Source organism: Dermacoccus sp. BD5, from assembly GCF_044878485.1.
Lineage (GTDB): Bacteria > Actinomycetota > Actinomycetes > Actinomycetales > Dermatophilaceae > Dermacoccus > Dermacoccus nishinomiyaensis.
On the sequence record NZ_JANJER010000005.1, the window covers coordinates 73,523 to 97,546 of the forward strand.

Annotated in this window: 18 protein-coding genes; 6 read left to right on the forward strand and 12 right to left on the reverse strand. The window is 70.8% G+C overall.

The window, feature by feature from the left end; translation table 11 throughout:
* The first annotated feature begins 27 nt into the window (after positions 1–27).
* From NQ706_RS05680 to NQ706_RS05690, 3 genes are all read left to right on the forward strand, one after another.
* Positions 28–789, forward strand: coding sequence for an SDR family oxidoreductase (locus tag NQ706_RS05680; RefSeq protein ID WP_038567025.1), 762 nt, complete (start codon positions 28–30; stop codon positions 787–789).
* 121 nt (positions 790–910) lie between these two features.
* Positions 911–1,663, forward strand: a complete 753-nt coding sequence (fabG, locus tag NQ706_RS05685; RefSeq protein WP_006946283.1) for a 3-oxoacyl-ACP reductase FabG — start codon at positions 911–913, stop codon at positions 1,661–1,663.
* 20 nt (positions 1,664–1,683) lie between these two features.
* Positions 1,684–2,136: a MaoC family dehydratase gene (locus tag NQ706_RS05690; protein ID WP_038567023.1), complete on the forward strand. Its 453-nt coding sequence runs from the start codon at positions 1,684–1,686 to the stop codon at positions 2,134–2,136.
* 103 nt (positions 2,137–2,239) lie between these two features.
* On the opposite strand, the gene NQ706_RS05695 is transcribed toward NQ706_RS05690, so the two are convergent.
* The 12 genes from NQ706_RS05695 to NQ706_RS05750 all read right to left on the reverse strand — a co-directional run bounded on the left by NQ706_RS05695 (position 2,240) and on the right by NQ706_RS05750 (position 14,992).
* On the reverse strand, positions 2,240–2,500 hold the full coding sequence (locus NQ706_RS05695) for a hypothetical protein (protein WP_038567022.1): 261 nt from the start codon (positions 2,498–2,500) through the stop codon (positions 2,240–2,242).
* A gap of 160 nt (positions 2,501–2,660) precedes the next feature.
* The gene (pepN, locus tag NQ706_RS05700) at positions 2,661–5,444 is read right to left on the reverse strand and encodes an aminopeptidase N (RefSeq protein WP_038567019.1); all 2,784 of its coding nucleotides are present in this window, start codon (positions 5,442–5,444) and stop codon (positions 2,661–2,663) included.
* A gap of 63 nt (positions 5,445–5,507) precedes the next feature.
* Entirely contained in the window at positions 5,508–7,025 is a 1,518-nt protein-coding gene (locus tag NQ706_RS05705; protein WP_038567016.1) for an NADH-quinone oxidoreductase subunit N, read from the reverse strand.
* Positions 7,022–8,689: a NuoM family protein gene (locus tag NQ706_RS05710; protein ID WP_150112716.1), complete on the reverse strand. Its 1,668-nt coding sequence runs from the start codon at positions 8,687–8,689 to the stop codon at positions 7,022–7,024. Before NQ706_RS05710 ends, NQ706_RS05705 begins: the two co-directional genes overlap by 4 nt.
* Complete coding sequence (locus tag NQ706_RS05715) at positions 8,686–10,662, reverse strand: NADH-quinone oxidoreductase subunit L (protein WP_051805663.1); 1,977 nt, start codon at positions 10,660–10,662, stop codon at positions 8,686–8,688. Before NQ706_RS05715 ends, NQ706_RS05710 begins: the two co-directional genes overlap by 4 nt.
* Positions 10,659–11,105, reverse strand: coding sequence for an NADH-quinone oxidoreductase subunit NuoK (nuoK, locus tag NQ706_RS05720; RefSeq protein ID WP_081873587.1), 447 nt, complete (start codon positions 11,103–11,105; stop codon positions 10,659–10,661). Before nuoK ends, NQ706_RS05715 begins: the two co-directional genes overlap by 4 nt.
* Positions 11,102–11,614 (reverse strand): NADH-quinone oxidoreductase subunit J, encoded by a 513-nt coding sequence (locus NQ706_RS05725; protein ID WP_038567014.1) that lies wholly within the window; start codon positions 11,612–11,614, stop codon positions 11,102–11,104. Before NQ706_RS05725 ends, nuoK begins: the two co-directional genes overlap by 4 nt.
* Positions 11,615–11,707: 93 nt before the next feature.
* A complete protein-coding gene (locus tag NQ706_RS05730) occupies positions 11,708–12,343 on the reverse strand; it encodes an NADH-quinone oxidoreductase subunit I (RefSeq protein ID WP_200874239.1) in 636 nt (211 codons plus the stop codon).
* Positions 12,340–13,296 carry a complex I subunit 1 family protein gene (locus NQ706_RS05735; protein ID WP_038570367.1) on the reverse strand — a complete coding sequence of 319 codons (957 nt, stop codon included), beginning with the start codon at positions 13,294–13,296 and terminating at the stop codon, positions 12,340–12,342. The genes NQ706_RS05730 and NQ706_RS05735 overlap by 4 nt, the downstream gene beginning before the upstream one ends.
* Entirely contained in the window at positions 13,293–13,862 is a 570-nt protein-coding gene (locus tag NQ706_RS05740) for an NADH-quinone oxidoreductase subunit C (protein WP_038567011.1), read from the reverse strand. The genes NQ706_RS05735 and NQ706_RS05740 overlap by 4 nt, the downstream gene beginning before the upstream one ends.
* Positions 13,859–14,608, reverse strand: coding sequence for an NADH-quinone oxidoreductase subunit B (locus NQ706_RS05745; RefSeq protein WP_038567009.1), 750 nt, complete (start codon positions 14,606–14,608; stop codon positions 13,859–13,861). Before NQ706_RS05745 ends, NQ706_RS05740 begins: the two co-directional genes overlap by 4 nt.
* A 12-nt stretch (positions 14,609–14,620) precedes the next feature.
* Entirely contained in the window at positions 14,621–14,992 is a 372-nt protein-coding gene (locus NQ706_RS05750; protein ID WP_006946140.1) for an NADH-quinone oxidoreductase subunit A, read from the reverse strand.
* A gap of 282 nt (positions 14,993–15,274) precedes the next feature.
* Between NQ706_RS05750 and recC the strand changes: the two genes are divergently transcribed.
* From recC to recD, 3 genes are read left to right on the forward strand one after another with little or no spacing between them, the layout of a single operon-like run.
* The gene (gene recC / locus NQ706_RS05755; protein WP_038567007.1) at positions 15,275–18,712 is read left to right on the forward strand and encodes an exodeoxyribonuclease V subunit gamma; all 3,438 of its coding nucleotides are present in this window, start codon (positions 15,275–15,277) and stop codon (positions 18,710–18,712) included.
* On the forward strand, positions 18,709–22,092 hold the full coding sequence (locus NQ706_RS05760) for a UvrD-helicase domain-containing protein (protein WP_051805661.1): 3,384 nt from the start codon (positions 18,709–18,711) through the stop codon (positions 22,090–22,092). Before recC ends, NQ706_RS05760 begins: the two co-directional genes overlap by 4 nt.
* Positions 22,089–23,957 (forward strand): exodeoxyribonuclease V subunit alpha, encoded by a 1,869-nt coding sequence (gene recD, locus NQ706_RS05765; RefSeq protein ID WP_051805658.1) that lies wholly within the window; start codon positions 22,089–22,091, stop codon positions 23,955–23,957. The genes NQ706_RS05760 and recD overlap by 4 nt, the downstream gene beginning before the upstream one ends.
* Positions 23,958–24,024: the final 67 nt, after the last annotated feature.

Consider the following 24,024-nt stretch of genomic DNA (forward strand, 5'->3'; position numbering starts at 1 on the left):
GCGTGCGTCTTTCGAGAGGAATGCTTCATGACTGCACAGGCCAGCCGCTTCACCGGCAAGGTCGCGATCGTCACCGGCGCGAGCCGCGGGATCGGCCTCGCCATCGCCCAGCGCTTCGTCGACGAGGGCGCCAACGTCATCATCACCGCTCGCGGCCAGGAAACGCTCGACGCCGCCGTCGCGCAGCTCGGCGACGCGGCCGCCGCCGTCGCCGGCAAGGCGCAGGACAAGGCGCACCAGGACGAGGTCGTGCGCACCGCGATGGAGCGCTGGGGCCGCATCGACGTGCTCGTCAACAACACGGGCATCAACCCCGTCTACGGCGGCCTCATGGACCTCGACGACGACGCGGCGCGCAAGATCGCCGACGTCAACCTGCTCGCGACGCTGTCGTGGACGCGCGCCGTCTGGAACGCGTGGATGAAGGACAACGGCGGCTCGGTCGTCAACCTCGCGAGCATCGCCGGGCTGCGCGCCGCACCCGGCATCGCGTTCTACGGCGTGACGAAGGCCGGCGTCATCCACATGACAGAGGAGCTCGCCGCCGAGCTCGGCCCCAAGGTGCGCGTCAACGCGGTCGCCCCCGCCGTCGTCAAGACCGACTTCGCGAAGGCCCTGTACGAGGGCCGCGAGGAATCCGTCGCCAAGCCCTACCCGCTCAAGCGCCTCGGCGCGCCGGAGGACATCGCGGGGCCCGTCGCGTTCCTCGCCTCCGACGACGCCGCGTGGATGACGGGCCAGACGCTCGTCGTCGACGGCGGCATCACCGTCACCGGCGGGCTCGTCTGAGACCTGCTGCCGGCAACTACCGGCCGTCACTGTTTGCGTGCACGTGCACCCGGGTGCACGTGCACGCGAGTAGATGAGCCACGAAACCTGAACGACCACCCGCTTCACGAAAGGAATTCCCATGACCCAGCGAACCGCCATCGTCACCGGAGCCGCGCGCGGCATCGGCGCCGCCGTCGCCAAGCGCCTCGCCGCGGACGGCATGAAGGTCGCCGTCCTCGACCTCGACGAATCCGCTTGCGCGGCAACGGTCGAGGCCATCAAGACCGCCGGCGGCGACGCCCTGGCCGTCGGCTGCGACGTCGCCGACGAGGAGAGCGTCAAGGGCGCCGTCGCCCGCGTTGCCGACGAGCTCGGCGCGCCGACCGTCCTCGTCAACAACGCCGGCATCCTGCGCGACAACCTGCTGTTCAAGATGTCGGCCGACGACTGGGACATGGTGATGAACGTGCACCTGCGCGGCTCGTTCCTCATGTCGCGCGAGTGCCAGGCGCACATGACGAAGGAGGGCTTCGGCCGCATCGTCAACCTGTCGTCGAGCTCCGCGCTCGGCAACCGCGGCCAGGCGAACTACTCGGCCGCGAAGGCGGGGCTGCAGGGCTTCACGAAGACGCTCGCGATCGAGCTCGGTAAGTTCGGCGTGACGGCGAACGCCATCGCCCCGGGCTTCATCGAGACGGACATGACGGCGGCGACGGCCGAGCGCGTCGGCGTGCCGTTCGAGGACTTCATCAAGGGCGCCGCCGAGATGACGGCCGTCAAGAAGGCCGGCCAGCCCGACGACATCGCCAACGCGGCGTCGTTCTTCTGCGACGAGCGCTCCGGGTACGTCTCCGGGCAGGTGCTGTACGTCGCCGGCGGACCGCTCTGCTGAACCGGGACGAGGAGAACACCATGCGAACGTTCAACGGACTCGACGAACTCAAGACGGCTGTCGGCGAGCATCTCGGCACGAGCGAGTGGCACGAGATCACGCAGAAGATGGTCGATCAGTTCGCGGACGCGACCGGCGATCACCAGTGGATCCACGTCGACCCCGAACGCGCCAAGAGCGGCCCGTTCGGCACGACCATCGCGCACGGCTACCTGACGTTGTCGCTCGCGCCGATGCTGTCGTCGGAGATCTGGACGATCGAAGGCATCACGATGGCCGTCAACTACGGCTCGAACAAGGTGCGCTTTACGCAGCCCGTGCCCGTGGGGTCGCGGGTGCGCGGCAGCATCGTGCTCGACAGCGTCGACGAGAGCCCCAAGGGCGCCCAGGTCGCCATGACGCTGACCGTCGAGATCGAGGGTCAGGAGCGACCCGCGTGCGTCGCGCAGACGCTGAGCGTCATCGTGCCCTGACGATCGGCGCCGCTGCGCTCGTGTTCGAGCGCACACGATGGCGGGTGACTCACGAGGTGGAGCGCAGTTTCGAACCAACCAGTGAGTTACCCGCCATCGTGCGTCAGGCCTGCGACTCGTCGGTCCCGGGGTCGATGAACGCGGCCCCTATTCTGCGGGACTCCTCGTCCCCCAGCCACTCGAGCGCATGAATCGGGGCGGGGCGACCGCCCTGCCTGACCCCTGTCCACTCTCGTCGAGCCCACTGTTCGGTCTCGGCCTCGGTTGCCGCGCCGTCACTCAGCCAGATGTCTGTGCACACTCCGTCCGGCAGGTCGAGCCACAGAATCGCGTTCTCGTAGGGTGCGACCAGCATCGCCACCACAGATGACCACTCTCGAGCGTGGCGAGGCGAACCGATTCGACGTACAGAACTCCTGAGCGACCATCGGGCAACGTGGCACGCGCCGCGCGATCGCGAAACGGGTCGAGACGCGGATCGGGCACGAACCCCGTCTCGAGATCGGGCTTTGGGAACAGCCCCATCAGCCCTCGACGAACGCGGCGCGCGAGGCGAGGACCTCACGCACGAGGGCCTGCTGATCGACGACGGCACGGCGCACCGATGCGGGCAGGTCGCGCTCGAGCATGCGGCGGGCTTCGACGTCGAGTTCCTCGCTCGCGAGGGCCGTCGGGAACGCGAGCGACGCGACGCGGGCGAGCGCGTCCTCGCCTACCCACGCGCGCATCGCGGGAATGTCGCTGACGTAGCGCTCGATGTACGGCGCAAGGGTGGCCTCGTCGTCGGCCGACCAAAAACCCGTGGCGAGCGCGTTCATCTCGTAGTTGCTGTGCGCCGGCGCGTCATCGGTGGGAGCGGCCGTCAGCTCCTCCCACGCCCATTCCTTCGCCTCCGCGGTCGGGAACGACGCCCGTGCCGTGAGATAGCCGAGCTGACCCGACATCGTCTCGTCAGCCGCGAGGGCGTCGCCGAGCTCGGCGATCGTCACCGCGTCGAGCTGTGCGAGGCGACGCGCCACGCGCCACCGGAACGGTGCGTCACCGTCGAGCCCCGCCGGCAGGCCCTCCCCCGCGAACCAGGGACGCAGACGCTCGGCGTCACCCGTCGAGGCGACGAGACGCGCCCCCGCGAGGAGGCGGGGATCGTCGACGGCATCGACCCGTGCGCCCGAGGACGCACCGGCCGAAGTCGATGACGGCGCGCCGGCAGGGCTCAGCGAAGATGCGCCGGCAGCGCTCGACGACGGGCTGGCAGTGCTCGTCGAGGACGCCGCTGACATGGCGCTCGTCGAAGAATCCGATGCCGCAGCCATGAGCTGCTCCCCCACCGCGGCGAGACGTGCCGCAGCGTCCGAACGCTCGGACCACGGCATGAAGCGTCCGACGACCTGCCCCAGGGCCACGCCGACGGCGACGTCGAGCACCGGCATCTGCGTCTCGGCCGGCAGTGCGCCCTCGGCGATGGCGAGCCCCTGCTGCGGGGAGACGACAGCCGTCGCGAGGCCGTGGGCGAGTGCCGTCCAGATCATGCCGCGCGTGGTTGCGTCGGCGATGCCGGGCAGTGCGGTCGGCAGCGCAGCGAGGGTCGCGGCGTCGAACTCGACGCCCGCCCACGTCAGGTCACCGGCGTTCGGGATGATGGCGGCGACCTGCTCACCGCGCGCCATCGCCTCGCTCACCTCGGGCAGGTCGACGCGGCCGGCAGCGCCCGTCAGGTCGTCGACGGCGACGAGGGCGCCGTCGGCTGAATGGGCGCTCACGCGGAGGGTGTGCGTGCGCTCGGCAGGCCACTGCGTGTTGGCCTCGATGACGAGGTGGGGCGCGCTCGTCGTGTCAGCCGCGGCGGAGGCATCGTGATCCAAGGGAGCGGATGCAGCCGGGTCGCGGGCGTCGTCGAGCGAGCGGGTGGTACGTGCTGCGTCATCGGCACCCTCGGTCACGACACCGCGGGCCGCGCCGACGAACCCGTCGACGCGGAGGGTGTCCATGCCGGCCGTCTCGAGCCACGCGGCGGCCCACCGCGTCAGGTCGGTGCCGGAGGCCTCTTCGAGGGAGGCGAGGAAGTCGGCGAGCGTCGCGTTGGCGAACGCGTGCCGCTGCAGGTGAAGGCGCACGCCCGCGATGAACGCGTCGTCACCGATGTGGTGGATGAGCTGACGCAGCACCGCCGAACCCTTGGCGTAGGAGATGCCGTCGAAGTTCTGCAGCGCCGTGTCGGTGTCGGGCGCGGGCGCGCCCGCGACGGGGTGCGTCGACGGCGACCGCTCCGCCGCGTAACCCCATGCCTTGCGGCCGGCGGCGACGTCGACCCACGCGTCGTCGAACTCGGTGGCCGCGACGAGCGTGCGATTGGCCATGTACTCGGCGAACGACTCGTTGAGCCACAGGTCGTCCCACCACTGCATCGTCACGAGGTCGCCGAACCACATGTGCGCCATCTCGTGGCTGATCGTGTTGGCGCGCGACAGGTGCTCGGTGCGGCTCGCGGCGCCGGTGAAGACGAGCTGGTCGCGGAACGTCACGCACCCCGGGTTCTCCATCGCGCCCGCGTTGAACTCGGGAACGAACACCTGGTGGTACTCGCCGAACGGGTATCGGATGCCGAACAGCTGGTGGTAGTAGTCGAACGACTCGCGCGTCACGGTGAGCATCTCGTCGGCCTGCGCCTCGAGCCGGTCGCGCAACGAGGCGCGCGCGTGCAGCGCGAGGGGAATGCCGTCGTGCTCAGCCGTGACGGTGGCGAAGGGGCCGGCGCAGACGGTGACGAAATACGTCGCGAGCGGTTTCGTCGTCGCAGCGCGCCAGAGCTGCGGCTCGACCTCGCGCATGGCGCCGTTGGCGACGACCGTCCACCCCTGCGGGGCGCGCACGTTGACGTCGTACGGCGCCTTGAGGTCGGGCTGGTCGAAGCAGGCGTAGACGCGCGATGCCGCGTCCATGAACAGGTGGCCGTAGACGTAGTCGTTGCTGTCGGCGGGGTCGGTGGCCCGGTGCAGGCCCTGCCCGTCGCGCCCGTACGTCATGCGCGCGGTGACGACGAGTTCGTTGCGCTCGGCGAGATCGTCGAGGCGCAGGCGACGACCGTCGAGGGCCGTGGTGACGTCGAGGTCACGCCCGTTGAGCGACGCTGACAGCAGCTCGTCGGGGTCGAGGTCGACGAACGTCGACGCTCCGGCCTGCGCGTCGAACGTCAGCGTCGTCGTCGAACCGAACGTGCGGGGCCCCGCGTCGAGATCGAGGTCGATGCGGTAGGCCGTCGGATGCACGATCGCGGCTCGTGCTTGCGCTTCGTCACGCGTCAGAGTCATGCTGCCATCCTGCCAGCCCAGGGTGTGCCGCAGGTGGAACGCGGTTACCGACGGCGCCGGGCCTCAGAAGAAGCGCAGCAGCAACGACGGCAGGACGCTCGTCGCGACGAGCGCGAGCGCCATCAGCGCGATGACGACGCGGTGGCCGCGCGTCGCGACGACCAACGGCGAGGCCGCCGCGCCTGCGGACGTACCCACGACTGTCGCGCCCGCCCCCTCGACGGAGTCAGCGGCCGGCGCATCGGATGCGCCGCCCGTCGCGTCACCGATCGGCACGAACATCGCGACGATCCAGCGCAGATACACCGCGACGCCGAGCAGCGTGTTGAGCACCGCGAACCCGAGCAGCCACCACGAGTGGTCGACGGCGACGGGCTTCATCGCGACGACCTTGGCGACGACACCGACGATGCTCGGCGGCAACCCGGCGAGCGCGAGCAGGCCGAGCGCCATCGTCGCCGCACTCAGCGGATGCGAGCGGAACATGCCGCGCAGCGCGTCGATCTGCACGGCCCGGCCGGGCCGCTCGAACGCGGCGAGGACCACGAACACCGCGGCCGTGCCCAGCGTGTAGAGCGCAAGATACTGCGCGGCCGCATGCGTCGAACCGGCCGAGACACTCGTGAGCGGCAGCAGCACCCAACCGGCCTGCGCGACCGTCGACCATGCCATGAGACGCAGCAGATCGACCTGACGCAGCGCCATGACGTTGCCGAGCGTCATCGACAACGCCGCGATGATGCCGAGGGCCGTCTGCGCCGGCGAACCGAGCGCGGACGCCGCCGACACGACGACGAGCATCGCGCCGAGCGCGCCCACCTTGGACGTCGTCGCGAGGAACGCCGCGACCCACGTGCCGGACCCCGCGAACGCCTCCGGCGTCCACGCGTGGAACGGCGCGAGCGACAGCTTGAAACCCACACCGGCGAGCACGAGCATCATCGCGACGACGGCGAGCGGCTTGCGAGCCGGGTCGGCGAACGCCGTGATGACGGCGTCACCGCTCATCGCGATGGTGCCCGTCGCAGCGAACCACAACGCACACCCCAGCGCGAGCACGGCGAACGACGCGAGCGCCGTGACGAGCAACGTCAACGCACCGTGCGCGGCCGCCCGGCCACCACGCAACGCGACGAGGGCGATGCTCGGCAGCGTCGCGAGTTCGAGGAGCACGAGCCAGGATGCGAGGTCTCGCGCGGCGACGACGCCGACGCATCCGGCCGTCGCGGACAGCACGAGCATGGCGCGCACCGCGGCGCGTTGAGGGGACGTCGGACGCACCGGCTCGAACGCCGCGAGCACGACGACGACGAGCGCCGATACGAGCGCCAACCCCGCGAGGCCCGTACCCGGCGCGTCGAGACGCCACCAGCATTCCCCGCCGGAGCACAACGTCGCCACGTGCCCTCGGCGCCCCGCGACGACGAGGGCACCCAACGCACCGATCAGACCGAGAGCCGCGATGATCCACGGCAACCGCGCCTTGGCGTGGAAGACCACGTCGACGAGCAGCACGAGAAGCGCCGCGACCATCGGCACGGCAGCCGGAGCGAGGGCGAGAGCGTCGACGGAGATCTTCACTTGACGCCTCCCAGCAGCGTGACGAGCTCGTCATTCATGAGATGCATGAGGGGGCTCGGGACGAGACCGAGGGCGATCGTCGCGAGCGTCAGCACGCCGATCGCGAGCCACTCCGCGCCCGTGACGCGCTGCGTGGCCGCGGCGCCGTCGGCCGGCGACGCGACGGCTGCCACGCCATCCGACGCGTCGGCGACGGCCGTCGCGTCGAACGAACTCGCACCGGCCGGTTTCGCGCCGAGCTCGGTCGACCTCGCGCCAGGCTGTGCCGCCGCGTCAGACGCAGCGTTCGCAGTCGCTCGACGGGCGTCATCGACAGCCGCGCGACGAGCGTCGTCGTCGAGGTCGCCGGCCCAGACGGCGCGCAATACGCGTGCGCCGTAGACTGCGGCGAGCACGGCGCCGAGGGCGGCGAGGGCCGTCAGCACGTGGAACAGGGTGTTGGGTCGTGACGGCGCATCCCACGCCGCGAAGAGTGCGAGGATCTCGCCCCAGAAACCGGCGAGCCCCGGCAGCCCGAACGCAGCGGCGACCCCGACGACCAGGGCGAACCCGAGTCGCGGATCGGTGTCACGCAATCCGAGCGCGGGCGCGTCGACGTCGACCGGCCCACGGCGCGCCTTCAGCGCACCGACGATCGCGAACAGCAGCGCCGAGATGACACCGTGCGCGATGTTGCCGTAGAGCGCGGCGCCGAAACCGATGACCTGCCCGGCCGCGAGCGCCAGCATGACGAAACCCATGTGGGCGATCGACGACCACGCGACGAGGCGTTTGAGGTCGTGTTCGACGAGACAGACGAGGCCACCGACGATGATGCCGGCGACCGCCAGGATCGCGACGATCGGCGCGATGCGGCGCCATGCGTCCGGCATCGGCAGCGCGACGAGACGGACGAAACCGTACGTGCCCAGCTTCAGCAGCACGGCGGCGAGCATCATCGAACCGGCAGTCGGTGCCGCCGTGTGAGCGCGCGGCAGCCACGCGTGCACGCCGAGCAGCGGCACCTTGACGGCGAGGCCGACGCTGATGAGCGTCGCGGCGATGAGCGTCGTCGTGAACGGCAGGTGGTGTGCGGCCGTCGTCAGGTGGTCGAGGTCGCTCGTGCCGGTTGCGGCGACGAGCACGAGCAGCCCCGCGAGCATGAGCATGGAGCCACCGACGGTGTAGAGCGCGAACATCCACCCGGCGCGACGACGCTCGGCGGGCGCAGCGTCACCGAAGCGGTCGATGAGCACCCACATCGGCACGAGGGCGACCTCGAAGGCGATGAAGAAGCCGATGACGTCGCGCACCGTGAACGCGGCGACGGCCGCGCCGAGCACGACGAGCAGGCTGCCGTAGAACAGCCCCGGCGTGCCCTTCGGACGCTGACGGGACGACACGGCGACGGCGAGCAGCGTCACCGCTGCGGCGAGCACGACGAGGGGCGCGCTGATGCCGTCGATCGTCAGGTGCAGGCGCAGCCCGATCTGCGGCACCCACGGCCGGTCGACGACGGCGTCCCCCATCGCCGCGGCGAGGCCGGCGCCGAGCGACGCAGCCGCGGTCAGGAGGGCGATGCACCAGGCGGCGGTGTGCGACAGCGGACGTCCGAGACGGTCGGCCGCCATGAGAGCGGCGCCGAGACCGAGCGGCAGGGCGCTGGCGAGGAGCAGGGCGATCACCACAACGTCACCCCCACGACCGAGGCGACGACGACGCCGACGACGACCCACGACAGGCCGGTCGAGGGGCGGCGCGTGTGCGGTGCGTCGGCGAGGTCGCCGAGGCGCGCCATGCCGGCGGGCAGCGTGTCGTGCGCTGCGGCGAGACGAAGATCGGTGCCGTGGACGACATGGGCGAACCACACGACCGGCCGCGCCAGCGCGAGATAGGCACGATCGAGGCCGAACCCGCGCGTGGCGAGCAGCGTCATGCGTCGCGGCAGGCGCCGGGAGGCGTCACCGTAGAGCTGACGCAGCGACATGATGCGCACGACGAGCACCGACGCGAGCACGAGCAGCACGGTGGCCCCCATCATCGGCAGGTTGAGATGCCGGGTGTCGATGTCGATGAGTGGCGTCAGCGCGAGGGCTCCACCGAAGATGCCGCCGAGGGCGAGCACCCACAGCATGAACCGCACCATGACGCCGGGGCGCGGCAGCACCTCGTCCTCGTCGTACTCCTCGACGGCGGCGATCTCCTCGCCGTGCTCGTCGACCTCGGGCGAGGTGCGCAGCAGTTCGACGATGTCGACGTCGCGCACGACGTGCGAGTCGTTGAGGACCTGACGTTCACCGCGGCGCTCCAGCGTCGTGCGGTGCTGCAGGATGAGCCAGGCACGCATCGAGTACGCGGCGGTCGCGGCGACGATGAGGAACAGCATGATGAACCCGATGAGCCCTTCGACGTGTCCGTCCGCCTGCGAGCGCGCTGCGTCGTTGATCATCGCGTCCTTCGAGACGAACGCGATCGTCGGCGGCAGCCCCGCCATGGTGAACAGCCCCAGGGTCGCCGGAACGAGCGTGCGCGGCAGGCGACGCAGCGACCCCGACATGCGACTCGCGAGCGTGCTGCCGATGACGACGGACAGCCAGCCGAGCAGCAAGAACAGCATCGACTTGAAGAAGGCGTGGCCGACGAGGTGGAGCAGCGCGGCGTCGGCCGAGTCGCCCGGCGGGACGGCGCCGACGGCCAGCAGCATGAGCCCGACCTGGCTGACGGTCGACCACGCGAGCAACCGCTTGAGGTCGAACTGGCAGAACGCGGCCAGCGCCGCGAGCAGCGACGTCACGCCGGTGACGAGGACGAGCGTCAGGCGGGCTGTCGGTTCGAGCGCGAGCAGCGGCTCGAACTGGGCGAGCACGACGGTGCCGGCGGCCACCATCGTCGCGGCGTGGATGAGCGCGGAGGCGGGCGTCGGGCCCTCCATCGCATCAGGCAGCCAGTCACTGAACGGCAGCTGCGCCGACTTGCCGAGCACGCCGCAGACGAGGCCGAGCAGGACGGCGAGACGCAGAGGGCCGTCGATGTGCGTCCACGTGCTGAGGATGTCACTGATACGCGTCGTGTGCGCGACCATCGCGAGCGCCGCGAGGCCGACGATGAACGGCGCGTCTGCGAGGCGGGTGACGACGAGGGCCTTGAACGCTGCGCGGCGGGCCGCAGCGCGCTCGCTCTCGTGACCGATGAGCAGGTACGAGCACCAGCCCATGACCTCCCAGCCCATCAGCGTGAGCAGCACGTCGTTCGACAGCACGACGAGCACCATCGCCGCGGTGAACAGCGCGACGCTCGAGGCGAACACGCGATAGCGCGGATCGGAGTACAGGTACCAGCGCGCGAAGAGCTGCACCGTCAGTGACACGAGAAGCACGACGGCGACGATGAGCGCGCTCGTCGCATCGTCGCGCAACTGCAGCGGCACCCGCAGCGTGGGCCCGAGCGGCAGCGCGTCGAGCGTCGTGACGTCCTGCGCCACCCCCGAGCCGAGATGACGCAGCACGAGCCAGACGGCCGCGCCGAGCGCCGCGGCCGTCGTCACGGAGGCGAGGACGAAGGCGACGACGTTGCGGCGCCCGAGGACGAACGCCAGCAGCGCGCCGATGAGCGGCAACGCGAGAGCCGCCTGCGCGAGGTGAGACGTCACGCTCGTCACGAGGTCACCTCCGGCGAGGATGATGAGGATGCCGGCGACGTGGTCGACGTCGCGGCCGGCGAAGCTGCGGTGGCCGTCGCGCCCGCCTCGCGAGCGCCGCTGTTTTCCCCCGTGACCTCACGCGTGTCGGCGCGTACCTCGTCGGCGTCGAGTCCTTCGCCGAGGTCGATGTGGCCGCGCGCGCGGAACGCGTACAGGATGATGCCGAGCGCGAGCGTCACCTCGGCGGCGGCGAGGGTGATGACGAACAGGGACATGATCTGGGCGGAGCCGCCCGGATCGGGCAGGATCGCGCTCGTCGTGACGAGCACGAGGTTCGCGGCCGCGAGCACGAGTTCGACACCGATGAGCATGAGCACGGCGTTGCGGCGCGCGAGGATGGCGTAGACACCGGCGCCGGCGAGGATCGAGGCGAGGCCGAACGGCAGCACGAGGTGGATCATCGACCGCCTCCCGAGCGTCGCGAACCGATCATCGCGAGGGCCCCGACGAGGGCGGCGAGCAGAACGAGCGAGACGACCTCGAACGGCCACGCGAACCGGCCGAACAGGTTCTGCGCGAGGTCGGTCGTCGTGCCCGAGTCGATGCGCGCGCGGCGTGTGCCGAACGCCGAGACGAACGCCGAGAACAGCAGACCGCCCGTCGCCGCGGCGATGACGAGGGCGGCCATCCGCGTCATGATGGGCGCGTCGTGGTCGCCGCTGCGCCCGATCGGCGCGCGCGTCAGCATGACGGCGAACAGGACGAGGACGACGACCGCGCCGACGTAGACGAGCAACTGCACGAGCGCGACGAGTTCGGCGCCGAGGACGAGGTAGCAGCCCGACAGCGTCGCGAGGCACACCGTCAGCCACAGTGCGGCGTGGACGATCTGCCGCGTCGTCACCGCACAGATCGCGGACGCGGCGCTGATGAGGCCGAGGCAGGCGAACAGGGCGTCATGGACGGTCATGGTCGCTCCCCCTGGTCCTGGCTGTCCGGCTGCTGATGGGCGTGTCGACTTCGGTGTGGCGGGCGGTGACCCGCGTCGTCGTGGCGCTCGCGTTCACTGCGTCGGCCGACGTCGTTGCACGCGTGCGGGTTTGCTCGCCGCGGCCACCTCGGCGGCCTCGGGTGCGCCGTCGTCGAGGTCGGGCGGCGCGGGGACGGTGCGCATCCACGCGCCGAGCTCGTCCTTCTCCTGCAGCAGGTCGCGGATGTCGTTCGTCGCGTACTCGAACTCGGGGCTCCAGAACAGCGCGTCGAACGGGCAGACCTCGATGCAGATGCCGCAGTACATGCACAGGGAGAAGTCGATCGCGAACCGGTCGACGACGTTGCGCTGACGATCGCGCCCACCCGGCGTCTCGCTCGGCACCGTCTCCTTGTGCGAGTCGATGTAGAGGCACCAGTCGGGGCACTCGCGTGCGCACAGCATGCAGGCGGTGCAGTTCTCCTCGAGCAGCGCGATGACGCCGCGGCTGCGCGGCGGCAGGTCGGGCTTGACGTCCGGGTACTGCTGCACGGACGTCTTCTTCGTCATCGTGCGCGCGGTCGTGCGCATCCCGGCGAGCAGGCCGCGGATCGGACCCGCCTCACGCCCGGAGGAGGGCAGCGGGTGGACGTGGCGACCGAGATCGCGTGGGGCGTCGGGAGTCGCGTCGCCTGAGGTGGACGTGTCGTTCTCGTGAGGCTGAGTCATGCGGTGTAGATCACTCCTGCCGCGGTGAGAGCGAGTTGGACGAGTGCGAGCGGGACGAGCACGAACCAGGCGAAACGCTGCAGCTGGTCCTCACGCAGCCGCGGCCAGCTCATGCGCATCCACAAGATGACGAAGGCGACGACGGCCGTCTTGAGCAGCATCCATACGAACCCGAGCGCGCCCTCGAACGGGCCGTTCCACCCGCCGAGGTAGAGCGCGGCGAACAGTGCCGACATCACGACGATGCCTGCGTACTCGCTCAGCAGGAACAGCGCGAAACGCAGGCCGGTGTACTCCGTCATCACGCCCATGACGACCTCTGAGTCGGCGACGGGCATGTCGAACGGCGGACGTTGCAGCTCGGCCGTCATCGCGACGAGCAGGACGAACGCGCCCGGCAGCTGCCACAGCAACCAGATCGGGTGCCACTCGTGGACGATGCCGGAGATGCTGAGCGAACCCGCAGCCATCGCGAACGACGCGCACGCGAGGATGAGCGGCACCTCGTAGCTGACGAGCTGCGCGGCCGACCGGAACGCGCCGAGCATCGCGTACTTGTTGCCCGAACCGAACCCGGCCATGAGCGTCGCGACCGTGCCGATGCCGGAGACGGCGAGCACGTAGACGAGCGACGCGGGCAGGTCACCGGCGACGAGGCTCGGCGTGAACGGGATGGCCGCGAGGGCCAGCAGATAGCTGAACATCGACACCGCCGGCGCGAGCTTGAACACGCCCCGGTCGGCGGCGCGCGGCGTCACGTCCTCCTTCTGCGCGAATTTGACGCCATCGGCGACGAGCTGCGCCCACCCGTGAAAACCGCCGGCCTCCATCGGGCCGAGGCGCCCCTGCATGTGCGCCATCACCTTGTGCTCGACCTGGCCGAGCACGAGCGGCAGCACCATGAAACAGGCGAGCACGGCCACGCTGCGCAACGTCACGTCGAGAACGCTCATCGCGGCCCCCACGTGTCGTCGGGGACGCCCGGCGCCATGACCTTGCGGCGCTTGGCCGCTCCCGCGCGAGGGCTCTCACCCTTGGACTCGCCGGGGTCCTTGATGCCCGGCCACTCCTTGCTCGCGCGCGCCGTGAGGACGAACGACTTTCGCAGCGGCGTGCCGATGAACGTCTCGGGCAGCAGCAGCTTGCGCAGACCGGCGCCCGTGCCGTCGTCGAACCCGTCGAAGACGATGCCGAACATCTCGAACGTCTCACGTTCGTGCCATGCCGCGCCGCGCCACAGGCCGGTGAGGCTCGGGGCGTGCGCAGGGTCGTCACCCGAGGCGAGCGGCACCCGTGCGCGCGTCATGACACTCGCGCGCACGCCGGGGACGTCGCCGTCACCGATCTCATAGAGGTGGCTGACGAGGTCGAAACCTGCCGGCTTGTCGGGCAGATCGCGATCGGTCTCGTCGACGGCGGTGACGAAGTCGAAGAACGTGTAGCCGTCGGCGCGGTGCGCTTCATGCGTGGCGATCCACTCGTCGAGCGCGACGTCGACGCGGCGCGGTTCGCGGCTCATGCGTCATCACCGGTCGTGGGGGTGTCGGGTGTCGGGGCGTCGGCCTTGGTGGCGCCCGTCGCCTTCGTCGAGGGGACGTCGTGCCCCGGCTTCGTCACGAGCGGACGCTGGACGGACGCGGCGCTGCGGCGTTTGGTGGAGAACGGGTTGAGGCGCGACATGATGCTCTCGCCGGTCAGCTTCTCCTGCGCGATCTGGTTCTGCAGCGTGACGATGCCCTGCAGCAGCGCTTCGGGGCGCGGCGGGCAACCGGGCACGTAGACGTCGACGGGCACGAGCTGGTCGACGCCTTTCGTCACGGAGTACGAATCCCAGTACGGCCCACCGGAGTTCGAACACGCGCCGAAGCTGATGACGTACTTCGGCTCGGGCATCTGGTCGTAGAGGCGACGGACGGCGGGCGCCATCTTGTCGGTGACGGTGCCGGAGACGACCATGAGGTCGGCCTGGCGTGGGCCCGGCGCGAAGGGGATGACGCCGAGGCGGATGAAGTCGTGGCGCGACATCGAGCCGGCGATGAATTCGATGGCGCAGCAGGCGAGGCCGAAGTTGAACACCCACAGTGAGTAGCGGCGCCCCCAGTTGAGGACGAGCCGCATCGGCTTCGGTGCATGCTCCTGCGCCATGCCGACGTGGGGACGCACCATCGGCATCGGCAGGTCGACGGCGGGCGCTGCGGTGGCTTCGATCGGCCCTGCCGTGGGGGAGGTCGCGTCGGCGGCGGGCGTGCGGGAATCGTCGGTCATCGTCGGCTCACCTCACAGCCAGGCCAGCAGGCCCCGGCGCGCGGCATGCGCGAGGCCGACGAGCAGGACGAGGATGAAGATGCCCATCTCGAACAGTGAAGCAACGCCGAGACCGCTCGTGCGCAGGACGAGCGCCCACGGGAACAGGTAGACGGCGTCGACGGCGAACACCACGTAGAGAAACGCGAACGCGACGTACCGGAACCCGGACTGCTGCCAGTTGCCGGCGATGGGGTCGACGCCCGACTCGTACGTCGTCAGCTTCGTCGGGCTGGGCACGCGCGGTGCGAGGACACGACGGACCACCATGGCAGCGACGAAGAGCGCGACGCCACCGAGGGTGACGCCGAGCACGACGAGGTAGCCCAGCAGACCGGAATTCACCGGGCCAGCCTATCGGGGCGCACCACCTGCGCCCGCGAGGCTGGCGCGTGTGTCTCGCCTGTGGGCGTTCTGCGGTGATGCCGGGCATCATGCGGCTGCCCTCTCACAGATGGAGTGGGGAGCCTGTCTGCCCCTGCTACCGACGGGAGTTCGTCGGGGCACAAGGCCCGCACCCGCAGCCGTGGCGTTCATAGGCTCCTGCCGGCAGGTGCGATGTCGCCGGCAGGACGCAAGAACCCCGGAATCCCGCGGTTGTCGGAGGCAGCGTCTACTGTCTGTGACGTGGCACTCATCCTGCATCGGGAAGCTTCCCCGACCGCGCTCGCCGAGCAGCTCGGCTCGCTCCTCGCGAGCGATCCGCTCGACGTGTTCGACCGTGAACTCGTCATCGCGCCCTCCCCCGGCGTCGAGCGCTGGCTGAGCCAACGCCTCGCGCACGAGCTCGGCTCGGACATCGGCGACGACGGGGTGTGCGCCGGGCTGAGCGTCCACACGCCGTACTCGTTCATGTCGTTCGCCCTCGGGCGCGAGTTCGACGACCCGTGGCACCCCGACCGGCTCGCCTGGCTCGTCCTCGAAGCCGTCGACGCGGCCGTGCAGCGCCCCGGGTTCGAGACGCTCGCCCACCACCTCGGGGCCGATGCGCTGTCCGGTGGCGCGTCGAAGAACGACGCGTGGTTCCACCGTGCCCGCCAGTCTCGTCGGTACGCGGTCGCGCGTCGCCTCGCGGGGCTGTTCGCGCGCTACAGCGACGAGCGTCCCGCGCTCGTTCGTGCCTGGGAGAGCGGTGCCGGCGGCGACGTCCCGCCCGACCTCGCGTGGCAGCCCCGGTTGTGGCGTGACGTGCTCGACGTGGCGCGCGCGCACGGCATCGACGAGTCGCCCGTCACGCGGCTCGACCGCGTGTCCACCGGCCTGCGCGACGGCACGCTGACGCTGTCCCTGCCGCGGCGCGTCAACTTCTTCGGCTACACCCGGGTGTCGACGGCGACACTCGACCTGCTCGAAGCGCTCGCCGCACGTCACGAGACGCATCTGTGGCTGCCGCACCCGAGCGACGCCCTCTGGCAGCGGTTGCGCCAGCTCGATTCCGGCGGTCTCCGGCGCCGCGGCGACGACAGCGCGCGCGCCGCGGAGCACCCGCTGCTCGCCATGCTCGGGCGTGACGTCCGCGAACTCGAACTGACGCTGCTGCGACGCGACGTCGAGGACGCGAGCGCACCGGCGGCCGCCCCGTTCGGTCAGGGGCCTGCCGGTGAGGGATCCTCGCGCGGGGCTGCTGCCGGCACGCGCCTCGAGCAGCTGCAGGCCGACATCCGCGCCAACCGCGCCCCGAGCGCCGTGTCGACCATCGACGACACGGCCTCCTTCCAGGTTCACGCCTGTCACGGCCCGGCCCGTCAGGTCGACGCCCTGCGCGAGACGCTGCTGTGGCTGCTCGACGAGTCCGAGGGCAGGCTGCAGCCGCGCGACATCGTCGTCATGTGCCCCGACGTCGAGACGTACGCGCCGCTCATCAAGGCGGCGTTCGCCTCCGTCGACGACGACGGCGCGCACCATCCCGGTCGACGTCTGCGCGTGCAGCTCGCCGACCGCGGCCTCGCCGCCACCAACCCCCTCGCCGAGGTGGCCCTGCGACTGCTCGGCCTCGCCGGCGGGCGCGCCACCGCATCCGAGGTGCTCGACTTCGCGCACCTGCCCGCCGTGCGCGAGAAATTCGGTTTCGACACGGACGCCCTCGACCGCATCAGCCGGTGGGTGCGCACGAGCGGTGCACGTTGGGGTTACGACGCCGAGCACCGCCGCGAGTACGGCCTCCTCCAGATGCCGGCCAACACGTGGACGCTGGCTCTCGACCGGCTCGCACTCGGCGTCGCGATGAGCGCCGACACCGAAGCCCCGGCGGGCGCCCTGCTGCCCATCGACGACCTGGGCACCTCCGACATCGAGACGGCGAGCGCCTTCGTCACCCTCATGACGGAGGTGACGGCGGCCGCCAAGGCGGTGCGCGGCACGAGCTCAGCGGGCGTCGACCTTCCCCGGGGCAGTTTCACGCCGCAGGAATGGTTCGACTGGTTGCGGCGTCACGTGGGCGCCGTCGCTGCTCCGTCGCGCGACGAGGCGTGGCAGCTCGGGGCGTTCGAGCGCGAGTTGGCGTTCCTCGCCGAAGGCAGCACCCGCACCGGTCTGCGTCTCACCGACATGCGCGTCATGCTCGAGCAGCGCTGGGGCCCGCGCCCGTCGCGCAGCAACTTCCGCAACGGCGCCGTCAGCGTGTGCACGCTGACGCCGATGCGTTCGGTGCCGCACCAGGCCGTCATCCTGCTCGGCCTCGACGACGAGAGCTTCCCCCGCTCCTTCGTCGTCGACGGTGACGACGCACTCGCTCGCGACCCTCATCTCGGCGAGCGCGACCCGCGCAGTGAGGACAGACAATTGCTTCTCGACGCCGTCATGGCGGCGCGCAAGCACCTCATCGCGTTCTACTCGGGCTTCGACGAGCGTGACGGCACTCGCCGCCCGCCCGCCGTCCCGCTGCAGGAGCTCATCGCCGCGGCCGCCGCGACCGGCGCGCCGACCCCCGAGGACGCCGAGCGTCACCCCTTCGAGTTCGTCCACCCGCTGCAACCGTTCGACGAACGCAACTTCACGTTCAGGTCACCCCTGCCGGGTGGCTCGTACGACGCGGCCGCGCTCGCCGGCGCGCGTTCGTTGCGGCAGGCGCGTGAGAGCGGACGCGCCGTCGCCGACGAGGCCTCGCTGCCGCCGCTGCTCACCGGCCTGCTGCCGGCCCGCGAACCCCGTGACGTCACCCTCGACGAGCTCGTGAGGTTCATCGAGAACCCGGCCCGCACGTTCCTGTCCGACCGGCTGCAGACGGGCGTCACGTACGAGGCCGACGAGACCGAGGATGCGCTACCGATCGACCTCGACCCGCTCGAGCAGTGGGCCGTCGGCGATCGCCTCCTGCGTCGCACCCTCAGCGGGGTGCCGCTGGAGCAGGCGAGCGCCGAGGAGAGCCACAGTGGCGCGTTGCCACCGAGCCCGCTGCCGTCGAAGATCGGCGACATCACGCGCAAGGTCGGCGCCATCCTTCGGGGCCTGCCGCCGGGTGAGCGACGCAGTATCGACGTGTCGATCCCCCTCCCGCTCAACGGACCGAGCGGGCCGACCTCCATCCGGCTGACGGGTGTCGTCCCGCACGTCATCGGCGACGAGATCCAGATCGTCAACTACAGCTCCGTCAGTGCTCGGCACCTCGCGCGGGCCTGGGTGAGCGTCCTCGCGGTCGCCGCCTCCCGTCCCGGGCAGGAGTGGAGCGCCGCCGTGCGCGGCAAGTACGGCGAGTGCCGCCTCACCGCACCCGATGACCCGCTCGGCGCGCTCACCGACCTCGCGTCCCTGCGCCTCGACGGTCTGCGCGCGCCCCTGCCGGTGCCGGCGAAGACGTCGCTCGCGTTCATCGAGGGCTACCGCACCGGGCGACGCTCGCGCAACGCCACCGAAGAACTCGCCCTCAACGTCGGGGCGAGCAAGGCGCTCCCGGTCTGGGTGGGCACGTTCGATCGCGAAGGTGAACGCGACGACCCCTGGTGGCAGCGCGTTTACGCGCCACAGGTGCCCTCACTCGACCGGCTCAATGCCGGCAACGTGTTCATCGACCGGAGCAAACGGCTGTGGATGCCGCTGCTCGACCAGAAGGGACCGATCGGGCGATGACCGAGACCCCAGCACCCGTCGCGACGAACCCGCTCGGGGCACCCGCGCCGCCGCCGTCCGTGCAGTTCGACGTCACGACGCCCATCCCGCACGGCACGACCCTCATCGAGGCCAGCGCCGGAACGGGCAAGACCTGGACGCTGAGCGCCCTCGTGACCCGTCTCGTGGCCGAGGAGGGGCTGCCGCTCGAGGAACTGCTCGTCGTGACGTTCTCGCGCGCCGCCAGCCAAGAGCTGCGCGAACGCGTGCGCGAACAGCTCGAACGCGTGCTCACGCGGCTGCGTCAGGCGCCGCGCGATGACGACGGCGCTCTCGTCGCAGCCCTGCGCAGCGACGACCCAGCGGTGATCACGGAGCGCTGCGACCGCCTCGCGAGAGCGCTCGCGTCGTTCGACTCGGCGCTCATCGCGACGATCCACCAGTTCTGCCACGACGTGCTCAAGGGCCTCGGCGTCGCCGGCGACTCCGACTCGTTCGCGACGCTCGTCGAGGACACGACCGGCCTGCGCGACGAGGTCATCGACGACCTTTACGTCGCCCGCCGCGCGCAGGATCCGTCGTTCGACCTCTCGCACGAGCGGGCACGATTCATCGGCCACTGCGTGTTGACGAACACCGGCGCCGCCCTCGACGCGGCCGCCGACGACAGCCAACGCGCCGTCATCGACTTCGCCGAGGCGCTGCGCAACGAGTACGCGCGCCGCAAGCGCCGCGCCGGCATCATCGAGTACGACGACCTGCTCGTCGACCTGCGCACCGCACTGCGTGCAACCCCGTCGATCGCCCGCGAACGGATGCGGGCGCGGTGGAGTGTCGTGCTCGTCGACGAGTTCCAGGACACCGACCCCGTGCAATGGGAGGTCTTCCATACGGCGTTCTCGGAGGCGGGCCGCTCCCTCATCCTCGTCGGCGACCCCAAGCAGGCGATCTACGGTTTCCGCGGCGGCGACGTCCACACCTACCTGCGGGCGTCGCAGACCGCCGAGCACCGTTCGACGCTGCCGACGAACTACCGCAGCGACGGCCCGCTCGTCGACGCCCTCGGCCGCCTCATGGGCAACGTGACGCTCTCGCCCGGTATCGTCGCGCACCCCGTCACCGCCGACCGCGAGACGTCCCGCCTCGTCGGCGACGCCGCGCCGATCGAGATGCGCTGGGTCAACGGTGACCCGCTGCCCGCAGCTGGCGCGCGCAGCGCCGTCGCGCACGACCTCGCGGTGCGCGCCAGCGAGCTGCTGGCGAGCGGGACGACATTCGCCGACGCGCCGCTCGCGCCGCACCACATGGCGGTCCTCGCGCGCACCCACGCACAGCTGCTCGAGGTCCGCGAGCAGCTGCGTGCCGCCGGCATCCCCGCCGTGATGATGAGTGGCGACTCCGTACTGCGCAGCAGCGCCGGGGCCTGGTGGCTCGAGCTCCTGCTCGCCCTCGAACAACCCCATCGCGCGCAGCGCGTGCGAGCTGCGTGCCTGACGCCCCTCATCGGCTGGGACGTCGCCCGCATCGACGCACTCGAGACGGCCGACGTCGACGAATCCGCCGAACTCGTCCACGCGCTCGCGGCGCAGTTCGACGAGGGCGGCATCCCCGCCGTCATGGATGCGCTGCGGGCGCGCGGCATGCTCGAACGCCTCCTCGCCCGCGTCGGCGGCGAACGCGACGTCACCGACATCGAGCACTGCGCGCAGTTGCTGACGGAGCGTCAGCTCGCGTCCGGCGGCGGCATCGCGGCGCTGGTCGCGTGGGTGCAGGAGCAGAGCGCCGCGGATGCCAAGGTCACCGCCGACGCGCGCCTCATGCGTCTCGACTCCGACGCGCAGGCCGTGACACTGTCGACCATCCACGCGAGCAAGGGGCTGCAGTACCCCATCGTCTTCGCGCCGACGCTGTGGAACCGATGGGACAAGGACCGCTCGGTTCCCGACATCGTCTACACCGAGGCGGGCCGTGTCGTCTCGTTCGACCCGGGCGTCATCAACGCGTCGCGATCGCACGAGGAGGCCTCCGGCGAGGAGATGCGCCTCGCGTACGTGGCGATGACGCGCGCCCAGAGCAAGGTGGTGTTGTGGTGGGCGCCGACGGCACGCAGTACCTCGAAGAGCGCCCTGCACCGGCTGCTGTTCGGTCAGGCCGCCGACCCCGCGTCGCTGGGAGAACTGCTGACGCGCCGCACGAGCGACAAGGGCAGCGAGGTCATCACCACGACCGAGCAGAACGGCCTGCCGCGCGGTGACAAGCGGTTCGAGACCCTCCAGACCTGGGCCGAACACCGGGCCTTCACCCTCACCGAGGTCGTGCCCGGCGCCGAGCCGACGCCCGTTCACGTCGCCGTCTCGAGGGACGAGATGAACCTCTCACGGTTCGACCCACGCCTCGTCGACACGTCCTGGCGACGCACGTCGTACTCCGCGCTGTCGGCCGCCGGCGAGCGCGCCGACGAGCTGGCGGGCGTCGTCAGCGAGCCCGACGCCGTCGGCGCCCAGCTCGACCCGGACGTCGACCTCGCGCTGCCGCAGGCACCGTCGGCGCTCGATGTCCTGGGGGCTGACGCTCTCTCCCCCATGTACGACCAGCCGCTCGGCGCGACGTTCGGCTCGCTCGTGCACGGTGTGCTCGAGGAGGCCGACTTCCAGGCCGACGACCTCGACGCCGAGCTGCGCCGGCACATCGTCGAACAACAGCTGCGCTGGCCGGCGGACGTCGACGTCGACGCCCTCGTCGAAGCGCTGCGCGGGGTGCTCGCCACCCCGTTCGGGCCCCTGGCCGACGACGTGTGCCTGCGTCGGATCGCAGCGAGCGACCGCATCGCCGAGATGGACTTCGAGATCCCCCTCGGTGGCGGTGACACCCCCCACGCCCGGGCGACCCTGCGTGCGTTCGCCGACGTCCTGCGCCGTCACCTGCCGGAAGACGACCCGCTGCGTCCCTACGCCGACCATCTCGAGGCCTCCCTGCTCGGCGAGGAGACGCTGCGCGGGTACCTGACCGGCTCGATCGACCTGACGTTCCGTCACGGCGGGCGCTATTTCGTCGTCGACTACAAGACGAACCGCCTGGGTGATCCGGATGCCCCGCTCACGTTGTCTGCTTACGGCCCCGAGGCCCTCGCCGCGGCGATGAATCACTCGTCGTATCCGCTGCAGGCGATTCTGTACGCCGTCGTCCTGCACCGCTACCTGCGCTGGCGCCTGCCCGGCTACGACCCCGAGACCCACCTCGGCGGCGTCATGTATCTCTACCTGCGTGGCATGGCGGGGGCTGACACGCCGCGAGGCGACGACGACACCCCCTTCGGAGTCTTCACGTGGCGCCCACCGGCAGCGCTCGTTGTCGCGCTGTCCGCCATCATCGACGGTCGCGAGCGAGGGAGCCAACGATGACCGACCACCATGTCGAGACTGCGCCCGAATCGGCGGTTGTCGCGCCCGACGCGGGTCGCGCAGACGGACGCCACCCACTCGACGTCCTCGCCGAGCACGAGTTCGTCAGCCGCGGCGACGAACTCGTGGGCCGTCGCATCGCCCGCGCCGTGGGTGAACCCGACGGGTGGCCGCTCGCGCTGCTCGCTCTCGCCGTACGCGCGGCCCGAGAAGGATCGAGCGCGCTCGACCTCACAGGCGTCGCCACGACGGGCGCCGAGGTCGCGCGTGACCAGGAGGACGAGGTCGACCTCGCGGTGACGACGCTCGCCGAGGTGATTGCCGTGCCCGACCCTGCGGCCCTCGCCGATCTCGTGCGTGCCAGTGCGCTCGCGCACCAAGGCGTCGTGCACGTGCGCGGCGACGGCGCGGACGCCGCAGATCCGCCGCTGCTCATCATGGATCGTCACGACCGCGACGAGAACCTCATCGCCGACCTCATCGCACAGCGGCAATCACTGCTGGCTCCCCTCACCACGCAGTCGCAGGCAGATGCCGACGCGGCCATCGCCGGCATCGCGCTCGACGACGCGCAGCGCGGAGCGGTGCACTCGGTCCTGACGCGATCGCTGACCGTCCTCACCGGTGGCCCGGGCATGGGCAAGACCTACACGCTCGCTGCGATCATCCGCGCCGCCCACGCGGGGCTCGGAGCCGACCTGCGCCTTGCGCTCGCGGCTCCCACCGGCAAGGCGGCGGCGCGCATGACGGAGTCATTGCGTGAGAACGGCGTCGGCCCCGACGCGGCCCCCGACGCCATCACCCTGCATCGCTTGCTCGGGTGGGATCGCACGAACTCGCAGCGCTTCGTGCACGACGCGAGCAACCCGCTGCCGCACGATCTCGTCGTCGTCGACGAGGCGTCGATGCTGTCGCTCGCGATGACGGCGCGCCTGCTCGAAGCGCTGAAGCCGACGGCGCGCCTGCTCCTCGTCGGCGACCCCGATCAGCTCGCATCCGTCGAGGCCGGTTCGGTGCTGAGCGACCTCGTCTCCGGGCTCGACGACGCGCAGATCGTGCGCCTCACGACGCATCACCGGCTCAGCGAATCCCGCCGCGATCTCGCGCTGGCCTTCGCGGCGCCGACGCCGGACGAACAGGTCGCGGGCGTCGCCGCGGTGCTGCGCGGTGGGCGCGGCGACGTCGAACACCTCAGCGAGGACGACGTCGACCTGGCCGCGCTGCCGCACGTCGCGGAATCGGCGTGGCAGCTGCGTCAGGCGGCCGCCGCCGGGGATCGTGCCGCAGCACTGGACGCCCTGCGTCACCACCGTCTCCTGTGCGCGCACCGCACCGGACCATACGGTGTCGCCCGCTGGAACCGCCTCGTCGAGGCCTCGCTCGCCGATCGGGGCATCGACATCGTGGCGGGCCGCATGTACGTCGGCCGGCCGGTCATCGTGACGAAGAACGACCCGAGCCTCGGGCTGTTCAACGGTGACACGGGCGTCGTCATCGACGCGGGCGGGCACCTCGTCGTCCTCGTCGACCGCGGGCAGAAGGCGGGCGAGGGGACGAAGAAACGCACCGAGTTCTCACCGTGGCGCCTGGCCGACGTCGAGACGATGCACGCGATGACGGTGCACAAGGCTCAGGGCAGCCAGGCCGAGCACGTCACGGTCATCGTGCCGCCGGTCGGTTCGCGGTTGCTGACGCGCGAGATGCTCTACACCGCGCTGACGCGCGCGAGTGCGCACCTCACCGTCGTCGGCACGGACGACGCCATCGAGCACGCGGTGCGCACCCCGGTGCGACGAGCGTCAGGGCTGGCGCGGCGCCTGCGCGAGACGAACATCCAGCGCGAGACGAAAACCGAGAATGGATAGATTTCTGATGCACTGACCGGTGTCACCTGCCCCGCCGGGATCACCCGGACCGACGACCGATGGAGAA